Below are 26,737 nucleotides of genomic sequence, written 5' to 3' on the forward strand. Positions count from 1 at the left end.
TCTAGATAAATGCTTTTCAGTTTATTTTTTATTCTATGACAGCATATCATGATAGGTATTTTATAATTTTATTTTAATTATTTCCAATAGGTAATATCTGGTGATTATCAAAATGATATCCCAGCAGATAAATTAATTATTAAAGAAATAAAAAAATATCTTTTCCCTGCATTAGGTATTCATGCTAAAATAATCGTTTCAGCTTGACTAGCTATAAGATTGTGAGCAACTATATCATTGCTTTAAATAATATCCATCATCTCTAAGATAATAATTAGTACCAAGAGAGATTTATTATCTTAAAATATTATTTTGGGCATTATCGGATAAATCTAAATACATCAATTCTATAGAATTCAGCGTCATATGCCTCCTATGTTTTATTATCACTGGCGATGATTAAAACAGTGATAGATTTATGGATATTTTTTAGTGATTTGATCATCCTTGAAGTCAAATACATCATTGCTAAAATCAATCATATACAATTTTATGTTTTCCATATTATTTTTTCTAGTATTAATAAATATAAACCAATATTTATAACAAATGATATTGTTTTTTGTAACTAATCTATTAGTTCAATCTATAATTTAATTATAAATTAGTTAATCATTTTATTAATATTAATGTAATTAATGGCGGATCAATTATAATATTTAATTGCTAAAAGATGGGCTGAAATATAAATATTTTATTTATTTAAAAAGTATGTATACTTAGAAGTATTTATATTTATAAATTTGAAATTGCTTATAATAAATGATCTTATATTTTTGCTAATAAAGTGCAAACTGTTGATTTTACGACTTTTTATTTTTAATTTATTAATATTTTAAATTAGTGGAACGTTATTTTCAATAACTTTAATATTTTATGATAGGTGTTTATGCTTGCTATTATAACTTATTTTCATTTCGCTAAATATTTATATTGTATATTATAACTAAAGATGATATGGGTTTCGCATTTGATTATGTTAATTATTTATATTTGATTATGTTAACTATTTATATAAAATTTTATTATATTTATTTAGGAAGAAATTATGCGAATATTTTATTTTAGTTTTATTTTAATTATTTCTATTTTGCCTTCAGCGGTCTTTGCAAAAGAGTATCCTCTTGGTAGTCCCGTTATAAAAAATGGAATGGAAATCCAAGGTGTTTACCTTCAGCCTATAACTATGGATATTGATCATAGCAAGCGACGTTCTTCTCATCTTGGCTTAGATAAGTATGATATACATTTAGAGGCTGATATACGCTCTGTTCAAGATAATCCGAATGGTTTCGCTCAAGGTGATTGGCTTCCTTATCTACATGTTGAATATATTATATCCAAAATTGGAGATGATGCTTATGTTCAGTCAGGATCATTTATGCCAATGGTTGCAAGTGATGGTCCTCATTATGGGAAAAATATAAAATTAAACGGATATGGTAAGTATAATGTTACCTATAAAATTTATCCACCTTCTCATAATAAAAAACAGAAATTTGCTCGTCATACAGATAAAGAAACAGGTGTGGCGCCTTGGTTTGCTCCTTTTGAAGTTAATTGGGAGTTTGATTACGCTGGTATAGGTATAAAGGGTAATTATTAATAACAAAGATTTTCAATCTTTTGAAGGTGTGTGTTTTATCTTCTATTAAATAGTTATTTTTTAGGCAGTCCTGATGAAAAATACAATTTTATTATTTATATTATTAATATTCATTCCAATTAGTGTTTTGGCTGTTGAAAAGAAAACTGTTGAATTAGAAATGAAAAATGGTGATTTGATTCCCAGAATTTTAAAAGTTCCTTCAAATACTATTATTTTAGTTAAAATTACTAATACAGGTACTGAGCCTTCTGAATTTGAAATCCTTTCGTTGCGAAAAGAAAAAGTATTAGCACCAGGTGCTAGTTCTGTATTAGTAATTGCTCCACTTAAGCCAGGTAATTATACTTTTTTTGATGATTTTCATCCTTTTGATTCAAAAGGTGAAATAATAGCTGTGGAATAAAACAATGGGTCAGGTTTTATTTGTTTTTTGGCGTGAAGTATTTGAAGCTCTATTGGTTGTTAGCATCATTCATCATTATATCAAATGTCATCCCGATTCACGTAGAGGAATTAAATTTCTTTTTTGGGGAGTTTTTTCTGGCATAGTACTATCGATCTTATTAGCTTTGCAAATATACTGGATATCCAGTGTTCTTGATGACCTTACAAAGTCGCTATTTATGATTTTTATGGAGATTTTTGCCTCTATATTGATTGTTCAGATGGTTTACTGGATGAATCAGGACGTATTTCTGTTAAAATCAGTGATAGAATCAAATATTAGGTCTGGTGTCAAAAATAATAATTGGTGGGGTGTAACATTAGTTTTAATAATTGCAATCGTTAGAGAGGGTAGCGAAATTATAGTTTTCCTTTCAGGTTTTATTATGTCACTTTCAGTAGATAATGCTTCAAGTTTTTTTATGGAGATGGCAGGTGGTATAATAATGTCGATTTTTACTTTTTATGTTTTATCGTTAACTAACAGTTTTATGCCTTTGCGTGTTTATCTTAAAGTTACTGGCGTTATTTTGCTTTTTTTCGCTTTATCAATGTTACTAAAAGGTGCTGAGGATATTTTTAGTTTATTGATTTTGTATTTTGATATCCCTGACTTTTTGGTTTTCCCTCTATGGGATAGTAGTTCATTGATTGATGATTCAGGAATAATAGGGAGAATATTTAGTTCGTTTTTAGCTTATCGTTCACAGCCTATTGTAATAAGCGTAGTTATTTTTGTTTTTTACTGGATTTTGATATTTAAGTTGTTTTTTTCTAAAGGTAAGCATGCATAATTTGATTATTCGAATGCTTAAACCTGTATTTGTAGTAATGTTATTTTCTGTTATTGCATTATTTGCATGTTTCAGTGGATTTTTTGCACCGTTGCAGTATAAAAATAAAATTATTATTGCCAAAGGTGATATACCAACTCCTTCAAAATATCATGGTGCAATTAAATCTTATTTGGAATTTGTTGTTTTGAAATCTAGTGAAATTATTTTTCAGCTAGAAATTGTTAAAAAAGAACTAAAGGCATCTGATCTTGAAAAAGCTCAACAGGCCTTTATTAAAGCTCATCAACTCTATGAATCAATACAGGCAATTGTTAACCTGTTTGGTAATGTTGGTCGTATAATTAATTCACAAGAAGATTATTTTATAGATGGTGTTAAGGACCATCGATTCAAAGGTTTTTATTTATTAGAATATCAATTATTTAATATTAAAGACATAGAAGCTTCATTAGATTCTACAAATTATTTATTGATTCAGGCATATGACCTTAAAGAACGTATATCTATTTCCAATCTTAATATTTTAGATTTGTTGCGAGCTTCTTCTGATTTTATTGAAATTATTCTTGAGACGAAATTGCTCAAGCAGGACAATATTCATAGTTTCAATAATCTAAATTATATTGATTCTAACTTGAATGGATCTAAGGCGATTATTACACATTTATCATCTTTTATCCCTAAAAAAACGCTGTTCGAAATTTTGGATAATTATCGTAGTATAGAAGATGTTCTTTTTCATTATAAACTTATTAATTCTAGATATGTTTCATATAATAAATTCAAAGATAAAGATAAAATGCTTATTTATTCATTATTTTCACGACAAGCTGAATTGCTTGCTACTCTTAGATCATTGCTAGATGTAGATGTATATTATAAATATTTAGAGGAAAATCAGTGATAATTAAATATACTAAAAAATATATTCCATTAGTATGGAGTATTGTAAAGTTATTGATTTTTTCTCTTATTATTTTTTCTTTATCAATTTTATCGCTAAAATGGTATAGGTATGGTTTTAATTCCAATGATTATAAATATGTAGTCTTTGAAGGTGATCATCAGTCAGGAGTTTTAACTCCTGCACAAAAGAATTCATCATTTATAGCATTTAATATTACTGCAAAAACATTGGATGAGTTAAAAAATCTGTTTAAGATATTAACTCATCGCATTGCTTATTTAACTAAATTAAGAGCATCACAACTTATTCATAATGATAAGAGGCCTCCTATTGAATCAGGTATGCTTGGTTCTTATTTAAAACCAGATTCATTAACAATCACTGTTTCTGTGGGCAATAGTTTATTTGATTCAAGATTTGGGCTTGAAAAAATTAAGCCAAATTTGTTGACAGATATGACCAGTTTTCCCAATGATCGACTAGAGAAAGAATGGTATAGCGGTGATTTAATGTTGCAAATTTGTGCTAATACTCAAGAAAACGTAATTTATGCATTACGTGATATTTTAAGTCATGCCTCGGCATACCTATATCCATTATGGAAAATAGATGGTTTTATTTCTGCTATAGATATTGATAATAATTCAACGCCTATAAATCTATTTGGTTTTAAAGATGGAACAGGTAATGCGCCAACTACTGATTCAAGATTAATGGATGAGTTAGTTTGGGTGACAGAAAATGATCTTGAACCATCTTGGTCTGTAGGTGGTTCATATCAAGTGATACGTCTAATTCGATTTAATCTTGCTTTTTGGGATAGAACTCCGTTGGAAGATCAAGAAAACGATTTTGGGCGTCATAAAGCAACTGGCGCTCCTATTGGCAAGAAACATGAAATAGATTCTCCTGATTTTGAAAAAGATCCACATGGTGATCGTATACTTTTCAATTCTCATATGCGGAGGGCTGAGCCACGTGATCATGCACGTTATACTGCAAAATTAATACGTCGTAGCTATAACTATTCATTAGGTATCAATACTAATGGTTCTCTTAATATGGGATTGATATTTGTTTCTTATCAAAAGAACTTAAAAACAGGATTTATCGATACCCAAAAACGTCTAAATGGTGAGCCGCTTGAGCGTTATATAAAAACATTTGGTGGAGGATATTATTTCGTATTGCCTGGTGTAAAAAAGGTTGGTCAAAATTTTTTGGCGCAGCAGATGTTTGAAGCATTGAGTGATCTTTCAAAAGTTTCGTCTTGAATTAATTACTGACTTTGTATAGTTATTTAAAAAAATCTTTGATTTTTTATATATCGAGATCACATATTTTATATAGGATATGTTTAATTTTATATAGGAGATGTTTAATTTTATATAATAACTAGAAGTAGAAATCAGATATTCTAAGGTATAGATTTTTCCATATAAAATTTACGATAAGAAATTAATTATTATATAAAAAAGATCCATAACGTGATGTGTGATATTTTTGAAATTGTAAGTAAAAACCAATTGATATATGAAAAATTATCATTGTCTATAATATTCTATATATGAATGATAACTTATTGATATTAATTAATAGATATAATCGATTACTGAACTTAGTGGCATAATGTGTTATTGTATTAATCATTTCAATGCTTTTTAATTTATAGTAATATGTAAATCACTGCTGTAATATAATTGCTTTCATTTATATTAAAATAGTTTATATAATTATTTAGCTAAAACATAGATAATATGTTGCTAATTTCTATTTTTCTTTACCATGGTTAATAGCTACTTTTTATTTTTAAACAATCATCAGCTATTATATAAATCTTGGAAAAAATCAAAATATCACCTATAATCAGTATGATATCATACTTATTAATTATTTTTAAATTTCTCATATTAGTATTTAATTATTATAATACATCACTAAACTATATAAAATAATAAATATCATCTATAATTTGTTTTGGTAAAAAATAAGTTTTATATATATAATAATCTTGGTTAATAGTAACTTGATATTTTTTTAAAGTTACTATTATCTCGACATTTTTTTGGATTTATCCCCACTATTTAAGAGTGAATTAATCCTTTTTGTTTCCATAGTAAATCGATTTAGCGTTTCACCTTTTAAGGATTCTCCTTCAGGAATTCTAATTTTCATACAATCTACTTTTATACCATTTACGATTAATTCATAATGTAAGTGCGGACCTGTGGAAAGTCCAGTTGTCCCAATCCATCCTATTATCTGTCCTTGTTTAATTATTTCGCCACTTTTGATGTTTTTCGCAATACCATCTTGATGATTATAAGAAGAAACATATCCATTTTTATGGCGTATAATGGTTTGTTTGCCGTATCCTCCTGCCCATCCAGCTTTTTCTACCTTTCCATCACTAACAGCTATGATAGGAGTTCCTATAGGCGCTGCCCAATCAGTTCCTGTATGTACTCGTGTATATCCCAATATTGGATGGTGTCTCATACCAAATCCAGAAGTTATACGTCCAGATGGAACAGGGCTGCGCAGTAGAAAAGGTTTAGCACTTTTGCCATATTCATTAAAATATTCTATTGATCCATCATGATTTTGAAAACGATAAAGTCGAATTTTATTTTCGCCGAAACGAGCATTAACGTAAAGTAATTCAGAATCGTTTTTAGATTGGCCATTATCTGGATTGATGGAAAAGAAAGTTTCAATAAAATCAGTTGGTTTAAGATTTGATTGCAAATCTACACTACTTGTTAAAAGCCTTATAATCAACTGTATAAGGTTTTGATTCATTCCATAAGAATATCCTCCGCGCCAAATTCCGTCATAAATTGTTGGCAAATATTTATATATTTGGGTGTAGTTAATGTAATCATTAAGATCAATTTTAACAGGTTCGGCGCCCAGTATGTAATCATTCTTATCGTTTAAAGCAATAGTTAATATATGTTTTGCTTTACGATAAATGCTTGCTCTAACTATTATTAATTTTTCATTTTCTTGCAGTATTCCAATTCTGAGAATATCTCCTTTTTTAATTTCATCGAAATGTAAATTGTCTTTTATTTTTTTTTCTATATTATTGCTTTCAGTACGTGAATAACCAGATTTTATCATTGATTTAATAATTGTATTATTTTGTTGTATAGGAATTAAATCATCTGCGAATTCAGGAGGTTCCTTTTCTGACAATTTTAGTTCGGCAGTACTGCTATTCTCTTCAAGTATTTTAGCTGTTGTATTATTCAATGATTTATTAGTATTTTTTATAGATGATGTTTTTGGATCAGTATAATAAAGTATAGAATAAAGATCTTTTGGATTATTTAAAATAGATGTTTGATCTATAATTGCTCTTTTTATTTCAAAATCGTTTGCTGTTGTATCAATTTTGATATTTTTAATATCTTCTGGAAAATTAGATTTTTTGCTTGTTATTTCTAATTTTGATTCAGCGCCATAAGGCGCATCTATATCATTAATTGTGTCCATTAGAATTTGTGAAGTCGATTCTGATTTTGAGTTAGAAAAAATTTTTAAAGGATTAAATTTAGGATAATCTTTCACATTTTGATATGTATTAGAGAATGGTATTCTTGCGTATACAAACGGAATTTTTTTTATTATGTCTTTGTTTTTTTCTTTGATAATAGTGGGAACATCGATAATAGTTCTTTCAGATATTTTAGAGATTGTATTTTGATTCAATAAACGTGCTTTTCTAATAATCGGATCTTTATCATTTAATTTATTATAATTACTTTCTGATATTTTATTATAAAATTTGGCAGATATTGCGACTTTCTGGCGTCCTTCTAGAGCTGTCAAAAGTGCTGCGCCCATGAATACTCCGGATGCTATCCCTGCTAAAAATGTGCTAGATAACCATTTAATAGATGTTTTATTTCTGTTAAAGATATTCTTTCCCTCGCTCAGAATATGAGCATGGTCGTCGAATGAGAACTGTGAATATCTTTTATCTGATGTATTATATAGTGGCATATTGCTTTAATAATTGCTACAAGTTTAAATTTACGTTTCTAGGGGATATAGTTTTTATTTGATAGAGTCAAATAAGGTTTAAAAAAAGATATAAGAGATATGTTATAAGATTAAGTGATATAAAAATATATATGTATTTGTATTTTTGTTGACTAAAGTAGAATGATCTGTTTAATATTGCGGGTTGGTATTTGACAAAGGAATAAGGAGAAGGAAGGGAGACATGGACGGCGATTTTTAATATTTGTAATATTATTTATTAATATTATGGATTTAGGAACGTTTAAGATGTTTTTCTAACTAGTTGATGCGTTTATATACGTTATTAGCGGAAGGATTTGAGCATGTTTGCGTTTTTAGCAATAACATGAGAGTTTGATCCTGGCTCAGAACGAACGCTGGCGGCAGGCTTAACACATGCAAGTCGAGCGAGTACGCAAGTACTAGCGGCAGACGGGTGAGTAACGCGTGGGGATCTACCTTTTTCTACGGGATAACGCACGGAAACGTGTGCTAATACCGTATACGCCTTTAGAGGGAAAGATTTTATTGGAGAAAGATGAACCCGCGTTAGATTAGCTAGTTGGTGGGGTAAAGGCCTACCAAGGCGATGATCTATAGCTGGTCTGAGAGGACGATCAGCCACACTGGGACTGAGACACGGCCCAGACTCCTACGGGAGGCAGCAGTGGGGAATATTGGACAATGGGGGCAACCCTGATCCAGCCATGCCGCGTGAGTGAAGAAGGCCTTAGGGTTGTAAAGCTCTTTCGCCGGAGAAGATAATGACGGTAACCGGAGAAGAAGCCCCGGCTAACTTCGTGCCAGCAGCCGCGGTAATACGAAGGGGGCGAGCGTTGTTCGGAATAACTGGGCGTAAAGGGTGCGTAGGCGGGCGATTAAGTTAGAGGTGAAATCCCAAGGCTCAACCTTGGAACTGCCTTTAATACTGTTTGTCTAGAGTTCAGGAGAGGTGAGCGGAATTCCGAGTGGAGAGGTGAAATTCGTTGATATTCGGAGGAACACCAGTGGCGAAGGCGGCTCACTGGCCTGATACTGACGCTGAGGCACGAAAGCGTGGGGAGCAAACAGGATTAGATACCCTGGTAGTCCACGCTGTAAACGATGAGTGCTAGCTGTTGGGTGGTTTACCATTCAGTGGCGCAGCTAACGCGTTAAGCACTCCGCCTGGGGAGTACGGTCGCAAGATTAAAACTCAAAGGAATTGACGGGGGCCCGCACAAGCGGTGGAGCATGTGGTTTAATTCGATGCAACGCGCAGAACCTTACCAGCCCTTGACATGGTGGGACGATATCAGAGATGATATTTTCTTTTCGGAGACCCACACACAGGTGCTGCATGGCTGTCGTCAGCTCGTGTCGTGAGATGTTGGGTTAAGTCCCGCAACGAGCGCAACCCCTGCCTATATTTGCCATCATTAAGTTGGGAACTTTATAGGGACTGCCGGTGATAAGCCGGAGGAAGGTGGGGATGACGTCAAGTCCTCATGGCCCTTATGGGCTGGGCTACACACGTGCTACAATGGTGGTGACAGAGGGTTGCAAAGTCGCGAGGCGGAGCTAATCCCTAAAAGCCATCTCAGTTCGGATTGCACTCTGCAACTCGAGTGCATGAAGTTGGAATCGCTAGTAATCGCGGATCAGCATGCCGCGGTGAATACGTTCTCGGGCCTTGTACACACCGCCCGTCACACCATGGGAGTTGGTTTTGCCTGAAGACGGTGAGCTAACCGTAAGGAGGCAGCCGGCCACGGTAGGGTCAGCGACTGGGGTGAAGTCGTAACAAGGTAGCCGTAGGGGAACCTGCGGCTGGATCACCTCCTTTCTAAGGAAGATGTTTATTATTATTAGATTAATTTGATGATATTAGCATTTTTTAAAGATAGAGCGTTAAGCTCAAGATATGATCTGTTATTTATTAATGACAGTTTTTTATGTCGCCGTCCAAGTTTCTCTTTCTTTTCCCATGTTTTTGCGAATGATGGGGTCGTTTATTATTAAATAGGGCCCATAGCTCAGGCGGTTAGAGTGCACCCCTGATAAGGGTGAGGTCGGTAGTTCGAGTCTACCTGGGCCCACCACCCATTTTTAGGGGCCGTAGCTCAGCTGGTAGAGCGCCTGCTTTGCAAGCAGGATGTCAGCGGTTCGATTCCGCTCGGCTCCACCATTTGCAATTATTAATATTTTTTTGTTTTAATACATAAGATATATTAAAATTGAATAGAAGATAGATTTTTTTGTATTATAGATGATTGCATTGTATGCGAGCATTTATATTACCGACGTTAGATAACCGGACGTTGATAATTTATCTCAGGAATAGGTCTTGAAGAAGCATTGTTATAGAGATGATGTTTTTTTGATTGATTTTAAGTTATAATGATAATTATGACTATTGACAATGAGAGTGATCAAGCGCAAAAGGGCATTTGGTGGATGCCTTGGTATGCACAGGCGATGAAGGACGTGATATGCTGCGATAAGCTAAGGGGAGCTGCTAATAAGCTTTGATCCGTAGATTTCCGAATGGGGGAACCCACCTTAAGATGTCTAGGAAAGTGAACTGTAAGGTTTAATTTTTTAGGTATTTTTGGGTATCTTTACTTGAATAAAATAGGGTAAAAGAAGCGAACGCAGGGAACTGAAACATCTAAGTACCTGTAGGAAAGGACATCAATTGAGACTCCGTTAGTAGTGGCGAGCGAACGCGGACCAGGCCAGTGATAGATATATTTTAAGTAGAAATACCTGGGAAGGTATGCCATAGTAGGTGATAGCCCTGTACACGTAATGGATATATTTATACTTGAGTAGGGCGGGACACGAGGAATCCTGTCTGAATATGGGGCGACCACGCTCCAAGCCTAAGTACTCGTGCATAACCGATAGTGAACTAGTACCGTGAGGGAAAGGCGAAAAGAACCCCTACTAGGGGAGTGAAATAGACCCTGAAACCGAATGCCTACAAACAGTCGAAGGCCGCGAGGCTGACGGCGTACCTTTTGTATAATGGGTCAACGACTTAGTGTGACAAGCGAGCTTAAGCCGATAGGTGTAGGCGTAGCGAAAGCGAGTCTTAATAGGGCGATTAGTTTGTTGCATTAGACCCGAAACCGAGTGATCTATCCATGAGCAGGTTGAAGATTGGGTAACACCAATTGGAGGACCGAACCCGTATCTGTTGCAATAGATTGGGATGACTTGTGGATAGGGGTGAAAGGCCAATCAAACTCGGAGATAGCTGGTTCTCCGCGAAATCTATTTAGGTAGAGCGTTAACTGAATACCCTCGGGGGTAGAGCACTGGATAGGCTATGGGGGCTTACCGCCTTACTGATCCTAGCCAAACTCCGAATACCGAGGAGTAATAGTTGGCAGACACACAGTGGGTGCTAACGTCCATTGTGGAGAGGGAAACAACCCTGACCTCCATCTAAGGTCCCGAAGTCATGGCTAAGTGGGAAAGGAAGTAGAGATCCCAAAACAACCAGGATGTTGGCTTAGAAGCAGCCATCATTTAAAGAAAGCGTAACAGCTCACTGGTCTAGATAAGGTTTTCTGCGCCGAAAATGTAACGGGGCTAAAGCCATGCACCGAAGATGAGGACTTGTTTTATAACGAGTGGTAGCGGAGCGTTCCGTAAGCTGATGAAGGAGGATCTGTGAGGACCTCTGGAGGTATCGGAAGTGAGAATGTTGACATGAGTAACGATAAAGAGGGTGAGAGACCCTCTCGCCGAAAGACCAAGGGTTCCTGCTTAAAGTTAATCTGAGCAGGGTTAGCCGGCCCCTAAGGTGAGGCGGAGACGCGTAGCTGATGGGAACCACATTAATATTTGTGGGCCTGGTGGAAGTGACGGATTAAGTAAGTTGTACATTTTATTGGATTAGATGTGCTTTGAATTAGTTCCAGGAAATAGCTCCACCGTATAGACCGTACCCTAAACCGACACAGGTGGTTAGGTAGAGAATACTAAGGCGCTTGAGAGAACTGCGTTGAAGGAACTCGGCAAATTGCACGCGTAACTTAGGGATAAGCGTGACCTTTATTTGGGCAACCAGATAGAGGTGTCACAAACTAGGGGGTAGCGACTGTTTACCAAAAACACAGGGCTCTGCGAAGTCGTAAGACGAAGTATAGGGCCTGACGCCTGCCCGGTGCTGGAAGGTTAATAGGAGGGGTGAGAGCTCTGAATTGAAGCCCCAGTAAACGGCGGCCGTAACTATAACGGTCCTAAGGTAGCGAAATTCCTTGTCGGGTAAGTTCCGACCTGCACGAATGGCGTAACGACTTCCCCACTGTCTCCAACGCAGACTCAGTGAAATTGAATTCCCCGTGAAGATGCGGGGTTCCTGCGGTTAGACGGAAAGACCCCGTGCACCTTTACTATAGCTTTACATTGGCATTTGTATTGACATGTGTAGGATAGGTGGTAGGCATTGAAGCAGAGGCGCTAGTTTTTGTGGAGCCATCCTTGAAATACCACCCTTATTGATGTGGATGTCTAACCGCGCACCGTTATCCGGTGCCGGGACATTGTATGGTGGGTAGTTTGACTGGGGCGGTCGCCTCCGAAAGAGTAACGGAGGCGCGCGATGGTAGGCTCAGAGCGGTCGGAAATCGCTTGTTGAGTGCAATGGCATAAGCCTGCCTGACTGTGAGACTGACAAGTCGAGCAGAGACGAAAGTCGGTCATAGTGATCCGGTGGTTCCGAGTGGAAGGGCCATCGCTCAACGGATAAAAGGTACGCCGGGGATAACAGGCTGATGACCCCCAAGAGTCCATATCGACGGGGTTGTTTGGCACCTCGATGTCGGCTCATCGCATCCTGGGGCTGGAGAAGGTCCCAAGGGTTTGGCTGTTCGCCAATTAAAGCGGTACGTGAGCTGGGTTCAGAACGTCGTGAGACAGTTCGGTCCCTATCTGCCGTGGGTGTAGGAATATTGACAGGATCTTTCCCTAGTACGAGAGGACCGGGATGGACGTATCTCTGGTGGACCTGTTGTTTTTCCAAGAGCATAGCAGGGTAGCTAAATACGGAAAGGATAACCGCTGAAAGCATCTAAGTGGGAAGCCCACCTGAAAACTAGTATTCCCTATCAGAGCCGTGGTAGACTACCACGTTGATAGGCTGGATGTGGAAGCTGGGTAACCAGTGTAGCTTACCAGTACTAATAGCTCGATTGGCTTGATTGCTCTTATTGTCAATAGTCATATATATAATATATAGTATAAAGATATCCGTTTTTTATAGACTTGGTGGCTTTTGCGGGGTTACTGCACCCGTTCTCATTCCGAACACGGCCGTTAAATGCCCCAGCGCCTATGGTACTTCATCTTAAGATGCGGGAGAGTTGGTCGTTGCCAGGTCTATAAAGCACGGATTTTATTTTATCGCGGGGTGGAGCAGTATGGTAGCTCGTCAGGCTCATAACCTGAAGGTCGTGGGTTCAAATCCTACCCCCGCAACCATATTAATCGTGGGTTTTTTGATAATGATTAAAGATATAAAGGACCGAATAATATCTTCTTTGAAGATATTGCATATATCAGGTGATGAACATAACATTGTTGATATGGGTCGTGTTTCTGATATCTGTATAGTTAAGGATAAGGCCTATCTTTCGATAAGAGTAGATATAGATGAAGCATCAGGATTAGATTCATTACGTTTACGAGCTGAAGAATTAGTTAAAGATGTTCCTGAGATAGGAAGTGCTGTTGTAACTTTGACAGATGATAAGGTATTTAAAGTTTCTTCTAAGAATAGTTTTGTTAAAGGTATTGTAAGTTTTATAGCTGTTGCCTCTGGTAAAGGAGGTGTTGGCAAATCGACGACAGCAGTTAATATAGCGTGTTCTTTGAGTTCTATTGGAAATAGAGTTGCGATTTTGGATGCGGATGTCCATGGTCCTTCGATCCCAAAACTACTAGACATTGATTGTAAAGCAGAAATATTGGGAAAAAATAAACTTAAACCTATCGAAAAATATGGCATTAAAATTATGTCAATAGCTGCTCTAGTCGATAATAAATCTGCTATGATTTGGAGAGGACCTATGGTCCAGTCCGCTGTGATTAATATGTTAAAATATGTTACATGGGGAAATATCGATGTTATGTTAAGTAATTTTGGTATAATTAGATCATAAATACAACAGATCCTCCGGTCATTCCTGCTCCTACAGCTGATAGTAAGATTATCTCACCGCATCGAAATGATCGACGCTTATTCTCTAATGATAATGAAAGGGGGATTTATCATAAATTTATACTATCTTCTATTGTCAATCTTATAGTAATTATACTTAATCGTCTTTGCTATTTTCCATATTAAAAATAGGGTGTGTTTTATCATAAATTTCTAATATTTTCTTACTGTCAATATTTGTATATATTTGTGTTGTTGATAATTTTTCATGCCCTAAAATTTTTTGAATGGAACTTAAATCTGCACCATTAGATAAAAGATGAGTTGCAAAGCTATGACGTAAAGTATGTGGTGTAGTACTTTCAGGTAGACCTATCTGTTGACGTATATCTCTAATATTACGTTGAAAAACACCTTGGTTTAAAGTTTTTCCACGTGTTCCTCTGAATAATGGTGTATCCTTATCTAGATTAAATGGGCACATCATAATGTATTTTGTCAGAGCCTTTTTAACTGATGGAAGCATCGGTATAATTCTTTTTTTATTTCCTTTACCTTTAATTAGTAGAGAAGATTGATCATTGATTATGCTTTTTGGTTTAATGGACAATGCTTCAGAAATCCTTAATCCGCATCCATATAACAAGTATAAGATAGCTGAATTGCGAGCTTTTAGCCAGCAATGACTATTTAAATTATAATTCATAAGTTTTATAGCTTGTTTTTCGCTTAGTGGTTTTGGCAGGCGAATTGATTTTTTAAGGCTTTTCATATCAATAATATTTGTTAAATCAGCAATATTATTTTTTTTAAGATATTTGAAAAATGATTTAATTCCAGAAATACTTCTTTGTATAGATTGATTTTCTATATTATTCTGACGACGTTTGGCAATAAAAGCTCGAATATCTGCATAAATCAATTTACGTATGGTTTGAAAATCAACTGCATTCCCATTGTTATAAAATGAGATAAAGGCAAAAAACTGTCTAGTATCACGTTCATATGCATTTAATGTTGTTTTTGATAGGCCTTTTTCGATTCTTAAGTATTCAAGCCAATTTTTATGTTTGTCTAATAGATTAGGCTTTATAATCTTATCTAATTTATCTTTTGCCATTACTCTACCTTATTGAATTACTTTTCCTCAACTTATAAAAATAAATAACAATAAAGAAGATATATAAAAATCTAATAGGTTAAGCTTCATTAGCCATCTTCACAGATCTAATATAATTTGTGATTAAAAGTAAAAAACATATTTTTTAACTTTTACAAAGTGGTCTTATTGTTGTTTTTTAGGTATATCATTTGGAACAGGATCAAACCCATGTGATCCTAAAGGATTACATCTTATGAATCGAAAAAAGGTTAGCCATCCTCCAATCCATAGTCCATAACGTGCGATAGCTTCATAACCATACTCGGAACAAGTGGGTAAATATCTACAAGAATTTCCAAAAATATTGGAAAAAGTCAGTTGATAAATTCGTATTATACTTATACCTATCAAACGTCCAGGAGTTTTATCAAACTTTCCATTCCAATTTCGACGTTTTGAATTTTTTTTTGTTAATGATATACTGTATTTCTTATTATCTAATATCTTGTGCAATACTAAGCGAATATAATGCATAATAGCATCTCCATAAATAAATCGCACTATCAAGAGATGCATATTGCCATAATATATTTATTTTGCAAATATCTTATTTTATAAAATATTATTTTTCACTACTTTTATCAAAAATGCAGACTACTACATATATAATATTATTTTCTTTTTATATCATCATTAAATATTTATTTTGTTTACTGAGTTGTTTTTATAATTGCAAATCTAGTATAATTATTGGAAAGTTATTGCATACTAAATTATAATTTCTAGGATGTAAAATTTTAATGACCGGAGTTACGTTTTAGCATGAAGTCGAAAAATCCAACTATTGAAGAGGCAAAGGAAGCTGTAAGGGTTCTTTTGCGTTGGATTGGCGAGGATTCAGAGAGAGAAGGACTTAAAGATACGCCTAAGCGTGTTATTGATTCTTATAAAGAGTTGTTTTCTGGATATGACAGCAAATCTTATTTAGAAAATACGTCTAATTTTTCCTTTGGAGAAGTTTCCAATTATAGAGATATGGTTATGATAAAAGACATATCTTTTTTTTCATATTGCGAGCACCATGTTTTGCCTATTTCTGGTAAGATACATATTGCTTATATACCTGTTGAACGTGTTATTGGTCTGTCAAAGATAATACGTGTACTCGATATTTATTCACGTCGTTTGCAAATACAAGAACGATTAACTATGCAAATTGCTGATGGAATTGCTGAAATTGCTTCTTCTAAAGGGGTTGCGGTTTTGATTGAAGGTCAACATATGTGTATGTCTATGCGTGGAGTTAAAAGAGAAGGATTAACAACTGTTACAACTGCATTTACAGGGGAATTTAATGATAAAAAAGAAAATAGAGATTTTTTTATAAAAATGGTTAGCAATCGATAGTAATATAATTTCAATCAATTTTATTGTTAGTAAAGTATATTGCTTATTATCATATTAAAAAAATAGTTTATAAGTTATTTGATAATATGATCAAAGTGCAGTTTTATAAATTTTTTAATGCTGATTTAAATTCAATATTACTATTGAGATGATATATATCATATCTATAGTAATTTATTTTATAGATGATTTTGTTAATATAATAATGTTATTAGTGTTGTGAATATAATATATCTCAAATAAAATGCTATTAATTCTATTGCACTTATTTTAGTTTTAGTTTACACCGTGTCGGAATATATTTTATTTTTAGTTGTAATATCTTATTAAAGATTTATTGATGTTTTCTTGTTTTTGTTGTTTTATTGGTTAATATATAATATAGATTTGGTGTTTATTATGTAGATTTAGCGCTGGTGTTAAATCTTATATTTATTTGTGGAACCTGTTTTATAACAGGTAGATTTGTTATTAATTATTATTTTGGATTGATAGGTTGATTTTGTTGGTCCAACTTTTTGATGTTTTTTAAGAATAAGGGTGGTTTGTGTCTAAATCTCCAATGGGTCAATTCGTTGTACATAAGATTGTTCCGATAGATATCGGCGGCACTGATTTGTCTTTTACGAATTCTTCATTGTCTATGCTTATTAGTTCAATGGTTTTTATTGTTTTCTCCTATATTGCGGTTCGTAACTGCCGTGTTGTTCCTACACGAATGCAATCTTTGATAGAGATACTTTATCAGTTTGTTGAATCTGTTTTGATTTCTTCTGCTGGTCCTCGATCTAAGGGATTTTTATCGTTTATTTTTTCTCTTTTTACATTTCAGTTAGCTGCTAACGTTTTGGGTTTATTTCCATATCTTTTTTCGTTTACGAGTCAGATTGTTGTAACAACAGTTTTTGCTTTGATTGTTATATTGACAGTTTTGATATCTGGTTTATCTGTGAATGGTTTGGCGTTTTTTAGATTATTTATGCCTTCAGGTATTCCTTTGATGGTGAAGCCATTAGTTTGTTTTGTAGAGGTTTCTTCATTTTTATCTCGTCCTATTAGTTTATCATTGCGATTATTCGCTAACATGTTAGCAGGACATATAATGTTGAAAGTATTTGCTGGATTTATCTCTTCTGCGGCTGCTTTTGGTATGTTGGGATTGTTTTTTTCATTTTTGCCATTGTTTCTAAATGTTGCTATAATTGGACTTGAATTTTTTGTTGCCATTATGCAAGCGTATATTTTCATGATGTTAACATGTTTATACATAAGTGATATATATCAAGACGGTAATCATTAATGTTGTAGCAATATTTTATTTGGTGGTGCAATTTTATATTTTTATTTTTGAAGAATAACTTTATTATGAGGAGTTTATGATGGGAACAGAGGCTTTTATTGCAATGGCTTATTATTCTACTGCGGCTAAATATATTGCTGTTGGTATGGCTTGTTTAGGTATGGGGTTTGTTGCTATTGCTGTTGGTAATATTTTTTCTACTTATTTATCAGGAGCTTTGCGTAATCCTTCTGCGGCAGCTGATCAACAGGCGCGTGTTTTAGTCTTTGCTGCAGTTGCTGAGTCTTTAGGTATATTTTTGCTATTGATAGCAATATTACTTATCTTTGTGGTTTAAGAAAAAGTTGATAATAATCAATATATGATATCTTATGACTGTAATTAGGGGAGGGTGAGATTCGTGAGCGTCAACGTGCGACTACTTGCTAAAGATAATAAGGAAGTGCAAGATTCTCTTATTAAGAGTGAAGCTGTTGCAGAATCTGATTTATCTAGCAAGTTTCCTCCTTTTAATACAGATACTTTTGTATCTCAGTTGTTCTGGTTGTTGATTTTTTTTTCCATTTTTTATTTTATAATGCACCGATTGGTTGTTCCTCGTATAAGCTCTATAATAAAGTTGCGTAGCGATCGTATATTGAATGATCGTGATAGAGTGGATTGCATTAAAAAACAATTAGATACAATTGTTTCGTCATATGAGATGGAATTAGAAGCTGCCCGTGCAAAATCTAAAGAAATGATTAGTATCGCGGTTGAAAATTCGTTAAAAAAACTTGATGAGGCTAGTAAAAATGCCGAGATAGATTATATTAATAAACTAAATGATTACCAGTCAAAAATTTATGATATGCAAGAAAAAAAGTCAAAAGAAATATATTCTTCTGCTGATGAAGTAATAAAAGAATTACTGCTAAAAGTAGCTGGTCTATCTGTATCTGATAAGAAACTACAATCTGTAATAAATATTATGCAAAACAAGGATTAGAAGATGTATATTAGTGATACTTTTTTAGTTTTTATTTCTCTTGTTATTTTTGTTTTTATACTAATATATATCCGTGTTCCTTATATAGTATTTTCATTTCTGGATGCTCGTGCTGACAGTATTAGAAATGATATTTTTGTAGCACGTCGTTTACGTGAAGAAACAGAAGCTGTTTTGATTGAACACCAAAGGCGGTTTGCTCAGGTTAAACAGGAGGCAAGTGATATTATTTTGTCCGCTGAGCGCAGAGTTAAGATAATTGAGGAAGAAAATCAAAAAAAGATAGAAAAAATTCTTTATTTACGTCTTTTGGATTTAAAAAGAAGAATGCATTTAATGGAATTAGATGCATTTCGTTTTTTATATGATAAGCTTTCTGTTTTTTCGATTGAAATTTCTAAAGGAATCATTTCTGATAACATCAATGATGATTTAAATAATGATATTTTTGATAAAGCAATACGTGATATTGATTCACGATTTAACTAGTTTTATATAATAATTATTGACTTTATCTATATATAAAATAATTATTGACTTTATCTATATATAATATGGATATGTTATTATAATTGTATTATTGATTTGAGTTATATATAGTATATGTATGTATTGTAAGCATCATCTTAATTATAATATTATGTGATAATGTAAATAATATTATTATTTTTTATAATATATTTAAATTTTTTTATTAGTGGTGAAATTAATTCTTATAAAAAAAATTAGATTGTAACATCCTGTTAAATATTCTATTTTAATTGTTATTTTATCTTTAATTTTTAAATTTTCCAAAAGTTCATAGTTACGATATGATTTTTTAATTATTATACTGATTGATTAAAATCAGTTTATTTTTTTTAATGCTTATTTATGTGCAAGGTTGTTGTTTTATAGTTTATAAAGTGAAAACTGAGTTAATTTTTTTCAAAATTAGCGCCATATATTTCTTTTCTATAATTATAAGTTTGTTTTTTTAATATTTAATTCCTTTTATTTGATGTATATTATAGTATAAATATAAAAAATAGTTCTATTAATTTAATAATTTGCATTTATTAATTTGTTTAAATTAATATTTATTGCCTATAGAGTTATAATTTTATATTTTTTATAGTTTGTAACTATAATTATTCGAATATATATTATAATTATAAATAAAAACAATAATTACAATAAATATATAAGTATATATATGTATATAATATATATTAATAATAATTTACATTTAATAAATTTTTTTTCAATTTGATAAAGCGCTATTTATAGTTATAAAATACATATATAATATAATATATTAAAAATAATCTATATAAATATTATTTTTAATATATTATATTACATTTGGGGTTCTTTTATATGTATTATATAAAAATTATGCGGAATAAATTAGGTTCTTTTGCTATAATATCTGCCATTTTATTGCCCTTGATATTTGTTTTATCCGGTTTCTTATTTGATTTGTCTCGTATGATTTATATAAAAGTAGAATTAGGTGAAATTATAGACAGTGTACTTCTAAGAACATATTCAAGTATTATAAGTATAGATAAAGATATTCCAGACAGTCAAATTATATCTATTGCAAAAAATAATCTTAGAAATGAGCTAAAAAATCACTTTAGCGATGAAGATACTAATCAGATAGAAAAACATGCGAAAATTGCCCTTTCTGGTTACAGCTATGAGCGTCATCTTTTAATGGATCTTCATTATCAAATGCATAAAAATTTTATCAATATGATTGTAAGTGGAGGTAATGATTTAGTTGAAGTGGATAACGTTGCTGTTGTTCGGATGAATTTGTCTTCTAATTATAAAATAGATATTATATTCATTATGGATGTTTCTGGTTCAATGAAAACATGTGCTGATTATGATGTATATAATATATTATCTTACTTTTGCTCTTTTTCTGGAACAAGAATGGGTGTTATGCTCTCTGCTGTTATTAAATTTTTAGATGTAGCACAGCATTATTACAAATCTTTACGAGTAGGAGGTGTGGAATTTAATGAAGTGCCTGTCAATATTTTTGATCTGACATTTGACGTTAATGAATTCAGAAAAAATATAAATGATATTTATAAGGCGTATGCTGGTACTATTATTAGTAGTGGCCTGTCAAAAGGATATGAGATGTTTGCGAAGGATCACCCTGATCACCGTAAAAGGGTTATGATATTGATTACAGATGGTATGTTTACACATGAAGATGATATTAAAAATAGCATCAATATCTGCAAAAAATCAATTAGAGAGGGAACAGAACATTTTGTAGTAGGTATTAATAATGATGACAGCTATAATAATATAATTTTAAGAAATTGCTCTTCTAACAATCATTTATATTTTGCCAATGATGCTAGTAGCATTAGGTCTGCATTAATTGATATTGCCAAAGTAATTGCGAATAAAAAATATGTTGTAATTTCTAAATAAAAAAACTTTAATTTAATTTTTCTATTTGCTTAATAAGAATTATCCTCCATGGTACAATTTTTTAAGATAAACAATATAAATTAAATTGATTTATAATTAAATATGTGCATATCGTGTTTGTTGTATTTAATATAAAATTTATCTATTGGATTGATAATTATGAATAACACACAGAAAGCATTGCTATCAGGAATAATCTGCAACATTGTTATATGGTATGAGGTAACTTTGTTTGGGTCGTTAACATACATAACTAAAAGTGTTTTCTTTTATTCAGAAAGTTATTATGCAGACACAATCAAGTTTCTTTTAGTTTTTGCAATTGGCTTTTTTTTTAGGCCGGTTGGTGCATTTATTTTTGGTTATATAGCAGATAGATTTGGCAGAAGAAAATCCTTGCTTATATCTATATCAATTGCAACGTTAGTATCAACTTCAATTGCTTTTATCCCAGGTGTTAAGGAGATAGGTATTCTTTCTTCGCTATTAATGCTTTTTTGTAGGATAATGCAAGGAATATCTGCTGGTGGAGAGACAGGTGTAAACTCAGCTTTTTTAATAGAAAATTCTGTGGATAAAAAAGATCTAGGATTTTTAGGTAGTATGAAGCCTTTTAGTGGTTCTATTGGCTCTATTTCTTGTTTTATAATGATATATTTATGTCAAAAATTAACCGGCGATAATTATGAGATTTGGGGATGGCGAATACTTTTATCTTTCTGTTTTATTATTGGCTTAATAGGTTTTTTAATGAGATATAGTATAGATGATAGTCTAGCATATAAAGTTCAATCTAAAAACAATAACTTATCTCTAGCTCCATTTTCAGAGTTAATAAGTGATTATAAAAGCGTATTTTTTCTAGCTACTGGATTGGGGATAGCACAAAACGCCATTGTTTATTCATTAGTAATGTTTTACAATACTTCTGTCATTTCAGTTTTTATATCTGGTTTTGATATGAAAAGTATAATTAGAATTGTTGTAGATGTTGTATTTGGAATATCTGCAATTATGTTCGCGATATTATCTGATAAAATTGGCAGAAATCGTATTATTATTCCTGTATTAATATTATTTTCAAGTGCTTCTGGTTTAATATTTTATTTAATGTCGTTTAATAGCTTATATGTTGTATCAATAGCCTTTTTATTGACAAGCATACCTTTGGGTGCGTCTTTTGGAGTATACAATTCTATTGTATGCGAATTATTACCAACTAGAGTTAGATGTATCGGCTTTAGTTTAGCACATAATATATCTGCGGGAATATTTGGTGGAATATCTCCATCAGTATGTATATATCTTATTGAAAAAACTGGGACAAAGATTGCTTCAGGTGTTTATCTGTCTATTTGTGCACTTGTTAGCCTGATTTGCATGCTTAAAATCAATTCAAAAGATAAAAAAATTGATTGGTAGAATATTTATATTTAAGGGTATGATCTTTAAAAAGATAAATATACTAAAAGTAATGTTTTTGAATACTATCTTTTTTCTTATATTTAAGATTAATGAGGGAGGCAATGGAAGCCTTTTCAATAGATGAATATGAATAAATCATAATCAATCTAATAAACGTTTTATGTTGTATTGTATGATTTTAAAATTAACTATGGGGGGAATTGATTTAAAAATCGTCTTAAATTTCTTCTGTTTATGTGGCTTTTATAAGTGTTAATTTTTATTATATAGTTACAGAATTTGAAAAATATTTCCAATTTTTTATATAAAATATATCCTTTTCAAGATATTATATTATGCCACTAGATGCTAAAAGAAGATCTCTTATATATAAATTGATTTTTTATTATTCATGATTTGAGTGATTTTAGAAAGATATAGCCGTAATTGATTATTAATAAATAAAGTATAAAACTTTAGGATATTAAATATATTAGAGATTTTTTGTTATGTACTTAGGAATTAATAATTTACAATTTGTAGATCAGCGTGCTTTTCAACGCGTAAAATTAGATCTTAATGGCCGCTTTTTATTGTTATGTGATAAAGAATATAAGTGTATTATACATGAGATGTCTCCAGGAGGCCTTTATATTATAATAGAGGCTTTTGATGACGTTATAATTGGGAATAATTATACTATTATTATTGATGAAATAGGACATATAGAAGCTAAAATTATAAGATTTGACAGTAAAAGAAGGGGGTATGCTCTTAAAATACTAGCTTCTGAAAATACTAAAAGAAAAATAGCTGCTAATATTACTTGGATTTCTAATAAAGATTATATTAGAGTATAATATCTAATATTATTGTTGTAATTATATTATATAATTTTTCTACTTAGATATATATAAGATGTATTTACTTCTCAAAGAGTATTTTCTATATTTTTAATTGGGATTGATTATTATTTCATTCTTTGATTACGTTGATAACAATAGTTTTTATTAGTATTTATTTTTTGGACGTTATTTTTAAATAATTATTATTGTTTTATAATGTTTGTTTTACTTGATTTATTTCTATCTTATATTTTAATTTGATAAATATGTTATTTTTTTGATTTAATTTTTGAAAAATATTTATAATCCATTGATTATTTTTAGAAATATTAATAAAATACCTATCTATTTAAGATAAGGCGTTGATTTTCAGTGGGAGTTTTTAGTGGCAAGAATTAATGAAACAAATATAGGATGTGTTGCATTAACATTTGATGATGTGTTGTTACAGCCAGCTTTTTCTGATGTTTTGCCAGATGATATAGATATATCCACGAAAATAGCTGAGGATTTTAGTCTGAATTTACCTATTATATCAGCAGCTATGGATAAAGTTACTGATTATCGCTTAGCAATAGCGATGGCACAGGCGGGTGGTTTAGGTGTAATACATAGAAATTTATCTCCTGCTGAACAGGTTGCACAAGTCCATCAAGTTAAAAAGTTTGAAAGTGGTATGGTTGTTAATCCTGTAACCATATCACCACGTGCTACTTTAGCAGAGGCTTTGTCTCTGATGAAAAATAATAGTATATCTGGAATTCCTGTAGTTGATAGTGATTCACTTAATTTAGGAAAGTTAGTAGGTATATTGACTAATCGCGATGTGCGTTTTGCTTCTAATCCCAGCCAAATCGTTGGTGAGTTAATGACACGAGATTTAATCACTGTTAAGAAAACAGTTGATCTTGAAACAGCAAAGTCTTTGCTACATAAACATCGAATTGAAAAATTACTAGTTGTAGATGATGAAGATTGTTGTATAGGTCTAATTACTGTTAAAGATATAGAAAAATCACATCTTAATCCGCATGCAACAAAAGATAGTAAGGGTCGTCTGAGGGTTGCAGCGGCTGTATCTGTTGCAAAAGATGTGGAGGAAAGGGCAGGTCCACTAGTTGAAGTAGGCGTTGATCTATTAGTGGTTGATACCGCTCATGGTCACTCTAGGAAAGTATTGGATGCAGTAAAGTTAATTAAGAAAAATTTCCCATCTGTATTAGTTATGGCTGGAAATATAGCTACTGCTGAAGGAGCTTCGGCATTGATTGATGCTGGTGCTGATATTATAAAAGTTGGTATAGGTCCTGGATCTATTTGTACCACTAGGATAGTTACAGGAGTTGGATATCCACAGCTTTCTGCTATTATGTCGGTTTATGATGTAGCTAAAAAGGCGGGAGTTTCGGTTATTGCTGATGGAGGAATTAGGTTTTCTGGTGATATTGCTAAAGCAATTGCTGCGGGAGCATCATCTGTTATGATAGGTTCTTTACTTGCTGGTACAGATGAAAGTCCTGGAGAAATAGTTCTGTTTCAAGGGAGATCCTTCAAATCTTATAGGGGAATGGGATCTGTCGCTGCTATGGCTCATGGATCTGCATCTCGGTATTCTCAAGATTGTGTAACTGATAAATCTAAATTAGTACCTGAGGGGATAGAAGGTAGGGTTCCTTATAAAGGGCCGTTAGCTTCTGTATTGCATCAGATGTCGGGAGGTATTAGATCTTCTATGGGTTATGTTGGGGCCTCAAATATCATTGATTTTCAGGAAAAAGCAAATTTTATTCGTATATCTCCAGCTGGGTTGAGAGAATCTCATGTTCACGATGTTATGATTACTACTGAGAGCCCTAATTATTCTGGAACAACATAGAAATAATCTATTATCTATATCTTATTAATAATATTGATAGATTTTTTCTTCCAAGATTTATTGTTTTCTCAGAAGGTTTATTTCATTTATTGTTATTTTTGTAAGCTGGCTAATTTTCTTTTTGTTTTTTGAAAAAATATGCAAAATACGAGATTTCTTTCCTTCGCGTAGAGCCGCTAAAGCTATCATTTTAGCGGCAACGATATACATTAGTTCGCGAATTTCATTTTCTGAAATAGCATTCGATCCTTCAGATAATAATATTCTAGATATGTTTTGTATTCTGATATGTATATTTTTTACAATATCTTTTTTTAAACTATCTTCTATTTTTTTATCATAGGACAATATTTAAGCTCAACTAAATAATTTATTGGTTACCTTCCATTTAAGGTATCAATGATTTTATAAATATACAAATCATATTTTTATAGATTTTATAATTTTTAATATCTATCATAGGTAATATATTATTTTTATCATAAAATAATTAATATAACAATTTAGTATTATAATTGTTATATTTAAGGTTGTTTTTATATCGTATATTATTTTTATATATGTATATAATGTTATCATACTAGTTATAGTAGAATTATATTGTAATATCATATTACTTTCTAATAAGATTGATAAAAATTTTAGAAAATAAATGTGATATTAATTTTTTAGGAAAAATGACCTGTGATAAAAAATATTTGTTTTAATCATTCTGCAGCAGATCTTTCTGCATTGCTTTGTAGCCGTATTTGTCATGATTTAATTTCTCCAATAGGTGCAATTAGTAACGGTTTGGAATTACTAGATGATGCTGGGATTGAAGAGGAGGCAATGCAATTAATTCGCATGAGTTCTAAACATGCTATAAGTCGTCTTAAGTTTGCTAGATTGGCTTTTGGACATCCTGGTTATACTAGCTCTAACTTTAATCTAACTGAAATAAAAGATATTATAAAAGATTTTGTTTCTATTGATAATAAGGTGGATATATCTTGGATAAGTAGTCAAGTTAGCATTTCCAAACAAAATGCTAAGCTATTATTAAACCTTTTTATGATAGCGTATGTTTCTCTTCCTAAGACTGGTAATATAAGAATATACATAGAACATTCAGCTAAAGAGGATGTTTTTTCTTTGGAAATAAGCGGTGTTTTGGTTCAATTCCCTGAAAAATTTATTAAAATTATATCAGGAAATATGGATTATGAAATTGATTCATACGATGTGCAATTTTATTACACTGCGTTATTAGCTTATGAAAGTAATGTAGAGTTATTTCATCATATTATAGATGATAAAAAAAATAGATTTTCTGCAGTAATAAAAAAACAAGTTTGATATATAATTATTTCAATTAAATCTTTATTAGTAGTGATAGTTTAGGAATTATATGAGATAATATAATTATTGCGATTATATAAGGAGCTAATTTG

20 protein-coding genes, 3 tRNA genes, 3 rRNA genes and 1 pseudogene are annotated in these 26,737 nt (G+C 32.0%); 22 read left to right on the forward strand and 5 right to left on the reverse strand.

Annotation, left to right across the window (positions count from 1 at the left end):
* Nucleotides 1–1,048 precede the first annotated feature (1,048 nt).
* The 5 genes from LAM_RS02465 to efeB all read left to right on the forward strand — a co-directional run bounded on the left by LAM_RS02465 (nt 1,049) and on the right by efeB (nt 5,031).
* Complete coding sequence (locus tag LAM_RS02465; RefSeq protein WP_007557453.1) at nt 1,049–1,606, forward strand: iron transporter; 558 nt, start codon at nt 1,049–1,051, stop codon at nt 1,604–1,606.
* Between the two features lie 73 nt (nt 1,607–1,679).
* A complete protein-coding gene (locus LAM_RS02470) occupies nt 1,680–2,012 on the forward strand; it encodes a cupredoxin domain-containing protein (protein ID WP_007557454.1) in 333 nt (110 codons plus the stop codon).
* A gap of 4 nt (nt 2,013–2,016) precedes the next feature.
* Complete coding sequence (locus LAM_RS02475; RefSeq protein ID WP_007557455.1) at nt 2,017–2,847, forward strand: FTR1 family iron permease; 831 nt, start codon at nt 2,017–2,019, stop codon at nt 2,845–2,847.
* Complete coding sequence (locus LAM_RS02480) at nt 2,840–3,754, forward strand: EfeM/EfeO family lipoprotein (protein ID WP_007557456.1); 915 nt, start codon at nt 2,840–2,842, stop codon at nt 3,752–3,754. The genes LAM_RS02475 and LAM_RS02480 overlap by 8 nt, the downstream gene beginning before the upstream one ends.
* On the forward strand, nt 3,751–5,031 hold the full coding sequence (gene efeB, locus LAM_RS02485; RefSeq protein WP_007557457.1) for an iron uptake transporter deferrochelatase/peroxidase subunit: 1,281 nt from the start codon (nt 3,751–3,753) through the stop codon (nt 5,029–5,031). Before LAM_RS02480 ends, efeB begins: the two co-directional genes overlap by 4 nt.
* A gap of 775 nt (nt 5,032–5,806) precedes the next feature.
* Here the strand turns inward: efeB and LAM_RS02490 are convergent.
* Nucleotides 5,807–7,768, reverse strand: a complete 1,962-nt coding sequence (locus tag LAM_RS02490; protein ID WP_023466260.1) for a M23 family metallopeptidase — start codon at nt 7,766–7,768, stop codon at nt 5,807–5,809.
* 363 nt (nt 7,769–8,131) lie between these two features.
* On the opposite strand from LAM_RS02490, the gene LAM_RS02495 reads away from it, so the two are divergent.
* The 7 genes from LAM_RS02495 (at nt 8,132) to LAM_RS02525 (ending at nt 13,941) form a co-directional block, all read left to right on the forward strand.
* A 16S ribosomal RNA gene (locus LAM_RS02495) occupies nt 8,132–9,614 on the forward strand.
* A 179-nt stretch (nt 9,615–9,793) separates the two neighbouring features.
* Nucleotides 9,794–9,870 (forward strand) — tRNA-Ile (locus tag LAM_RS02500).
* Nucleotides 9,871–9,880: 10 nt separating this feature from the next.
* Nucleotides 9,881–9,956: transfer RNA gene (locus LAM_RS02505), tRNA-Ala, on the forward strand.
* A gap of 242 nt (nt 9,957–10,198) precedes the next feature.
* A 23S ribosomal RNA gene (locus LAM_RS02510) occupies nt 10,199–12,985 on the forward strand.
* Nucleotides 12,986–13,044: 59 nt separating this feature from the next.
* Nucleotides 13,045–13,159: ribosomal RNA gene (gene rrf / locus LAM_RS02515) — 5S ribosomal RNA — on the forward strand.
* Together the 16S, 23S and 5S rRNA genes with 3 tRNA genes alongside form the textbook arrangement of a ribosomal RNA operon.
* Nucleotides 13,160–13,184: 25 nt before the next feature.
* Nucleotides 13,185–13,261 (forward strand) — tRNA-Met (locus tag LAM_RS02520).
* A gap of 23 nt (nt 13,262–13,284) precedes the next feature.
* The gene (locus tag LAM_RS02525) at nt 13,285–13,941 is read left to right on the forward strand and encodes a P-loop NTPase (protein ID WP_023466262.1); all 657 of its coding nucleotides are present in this window, start codon (nt 13,285–13,287) and stop codon (nt 13,939–13,941) included.
* On the opposite strand, the pseudogene LAM_RS05510 reads toward LAM_RS02525, so the two are convergent.
* The 3 genes and pseudogenes from LAM_RS05510 to yidD form a co-directional block, all read right to left on the reverse strand.
* Nucleotides 13,931–14,047, reverse strand: a pseudogene (locus tag LAM_RS05510) (beta-ketoacyl-ACP synthase III); the annotation flags it as partial. The gene LAM_RS02525 and the pseudogene LAM_RS05510 sit on opposite strands and share 11 nt — an antisense overlap.
* 50 nt (nt 14,048–14,097) lie before the next feature.
* Complete coding sequence (locus tag LAM_RS02530) at nt 14,098–15,060, reverse strand: tyrosine recombinase XerC (RefSeq protein ID WP_007557459.1); 963 nt, start codon at nt 15,058–15,060, stop codon at nt 14,098–14,100.
* Nucleotides 15,061–15,225: 165 nt separating this feature from the next.
* The gene (gene yidD, locus LAM_RS02535; RefSeq protein WP_007557460.1) at nt 15,226–15,576 is read right to left on the reverse strand and encodes a membrane protein insertion efficiency factor YidD; all 351 of its coding nucleotides are present in this window, start codon (nt 15,574–15,576) and stop codon (nt 15,226–15,228) included.
* 288 nt (nt 15,577–15,864) lie between these two features.
* On the opposite strand from yidD, the gene folE reads away from it, so the two are divergent.
* The 9 genes from folE to guaB all read left to right on the forward strand — a co-directional run bounded on the left by folE (nt 15,865) and on the right by guaB (nt 25,304).
* Complete coding sequence (gene folE, locus LAM_RS02540) at nt 15,865–16,449, forward strand: GTP cyclohydrolase I FolE (protein WP_007557461.1); 585 nt, start codon at nt 15,865–15,867, stop codon at nt 16,447–16,449.
* Between the two features lie 547 nt (nt 16,450–16,996).
* Nucleotides 16,997–17,749 carry a F0F1 ATP synthase subunit A gene (locus LAM_RS02545; RefSeq protein WP_007557462.1) on the forward strand — a complete coding sequence of 251 codons (753 nt, stop codon included), beginning with the start codon at nt 16,997–16,999 and terminating at the stop codon, nt 17,747–17,749.
* Between the two features lie 79 nt (nt 17,750–17,828).
* Nucleotides 17,829–18,086 carry a F0F1 ATP synthase subunit C gene (locus LAM_RS02550; RefSeq protein WP_007557463.1) on the forward strand — a complete coding sequence of 86 codons (258 nt, stop codon included), beginning with the start codon at nt 17,829–17,831 and terminating at the stop codon, nt 18,084–18,086.
* Nucleotides 18,087–18,140: 54 nt separating this feature from the next.
* The gene (locus tag LAM_RS02555) at nt 18,141–18,737 is read left to right on the forward strand and encodes a F0F1 ATP synthase subunit B family protein (protein ID WP_081604699.1); all 597 of its coding nucleotides are present in this window, start codon (nt 18,141–18,143) and stop codon (nt 18,735–18,737) included.
* Between the two features lie 3 nt (nt 18,738–18,740).
* Nucleotides 18,741–19,226, forward strand: a complete 486-nt coding sequence (locus LAM_RS02560) for a F0F1 ATP synthase subunit B family protein (protein ID WP_007557465.1) — start codon at nt 18,741–18,743, stop codon at nt 19,224–19,226.
* 870 nt (nt 19,227–20,096) lie between these two features.
* A complete protein-coding gene (locus tag LAM_RS02565; RefSeq protein ID WP_007557274.1) occupies nt 20,097–21,179 on the forward strand; it encodes a vWA domain-containing protein in 1,083 nt (360 codons plus the stop codon).
* Nucleotides 21,180–21,338: 159 nt separating this feature from the next.
* A complete protein-coding gene (locus LAM_RS02570) occupies nt 21,339–22,601 on the forward strand; it encodes an MFS transporter (RefSeq protein WP_007557273.1) in 1,263 nt (420 codons plus the stop codon).
* Nucleotides 22,602–23,092: 491 nt separating this feature from the next.
* Nucleotides 23,093–23,443 carry a PilZ domain-containing protein gene (locus LAM_RS02575; protein WP_007557272.1) on the forward strand — a complete coding sequence of 117 codons (351 nt, stop codon included), beginning with the start codon at nt 23,093–23,095 and terminating at the stop codon, nt 23,441–23,443.
* A gap of 370 nt (nt 23,444–23,813) precedes the next feature.
* Complete coding sequence (gene guaB, locus LAM_RS02580) at nt 23,814–25,304, forward strand: IMP dehydrogenase (protein WP_007557271.1); 1,491 nt, start codon at nt 23,814–23,816, stop codon at nt 25,302–25,304.
* A gap of 57 nt (nt 25,305–25,361) precedes the next feature.
* Here guaB and LAM_RS02585 read toward each other — a convergent pair whose 3' ends face one another.
* Nucleotides 25,362–25,652 carry a hypothetical protein gene (locus tag LAM_RS02585; protein ID WP_007557270.1) on the reverse strand — a complete coding sequence of 97 codons (291 nt, stop codon included), beginning with the start codon at nt 25,650–25,652 and terminating at the stop codon, nt 25,362–25,364.
* A 336-nt stretch (nt 25,653–25,988) separates the two neighbouring features.
* On the opposite strand from LAM_RS02585, the gene LAM_RS02590 reads away from it, so the two are divergent.
* Nucleotides 25,989–26,642: a histidine phosphotransferase family protein gene (locus tag LAM_RS02590; RefSeq protein WP_007557269.1), complete on the forward strand. Its 654-nt coding sequence runs from the start codon at nt 25,989–25,991 to the stop codon at nt 26,640–26,642.
* Nucleotides 26,643–26,737: the final 95 nt, after the last annotated feature.

Origin of the sequence: Candidatus Liberibacter americanus str. Sao Paulo, assembly GCF_000496595.1 — a bacterium.
In the GTDB taxonomy this organism is placed as follows: domain Bacteria; phylum Pseudomonadota; class Alphaproteobacteria; order Rhizobiales; family Rhizobiaceae; genus Liberibacter; species Liberibacter americanus.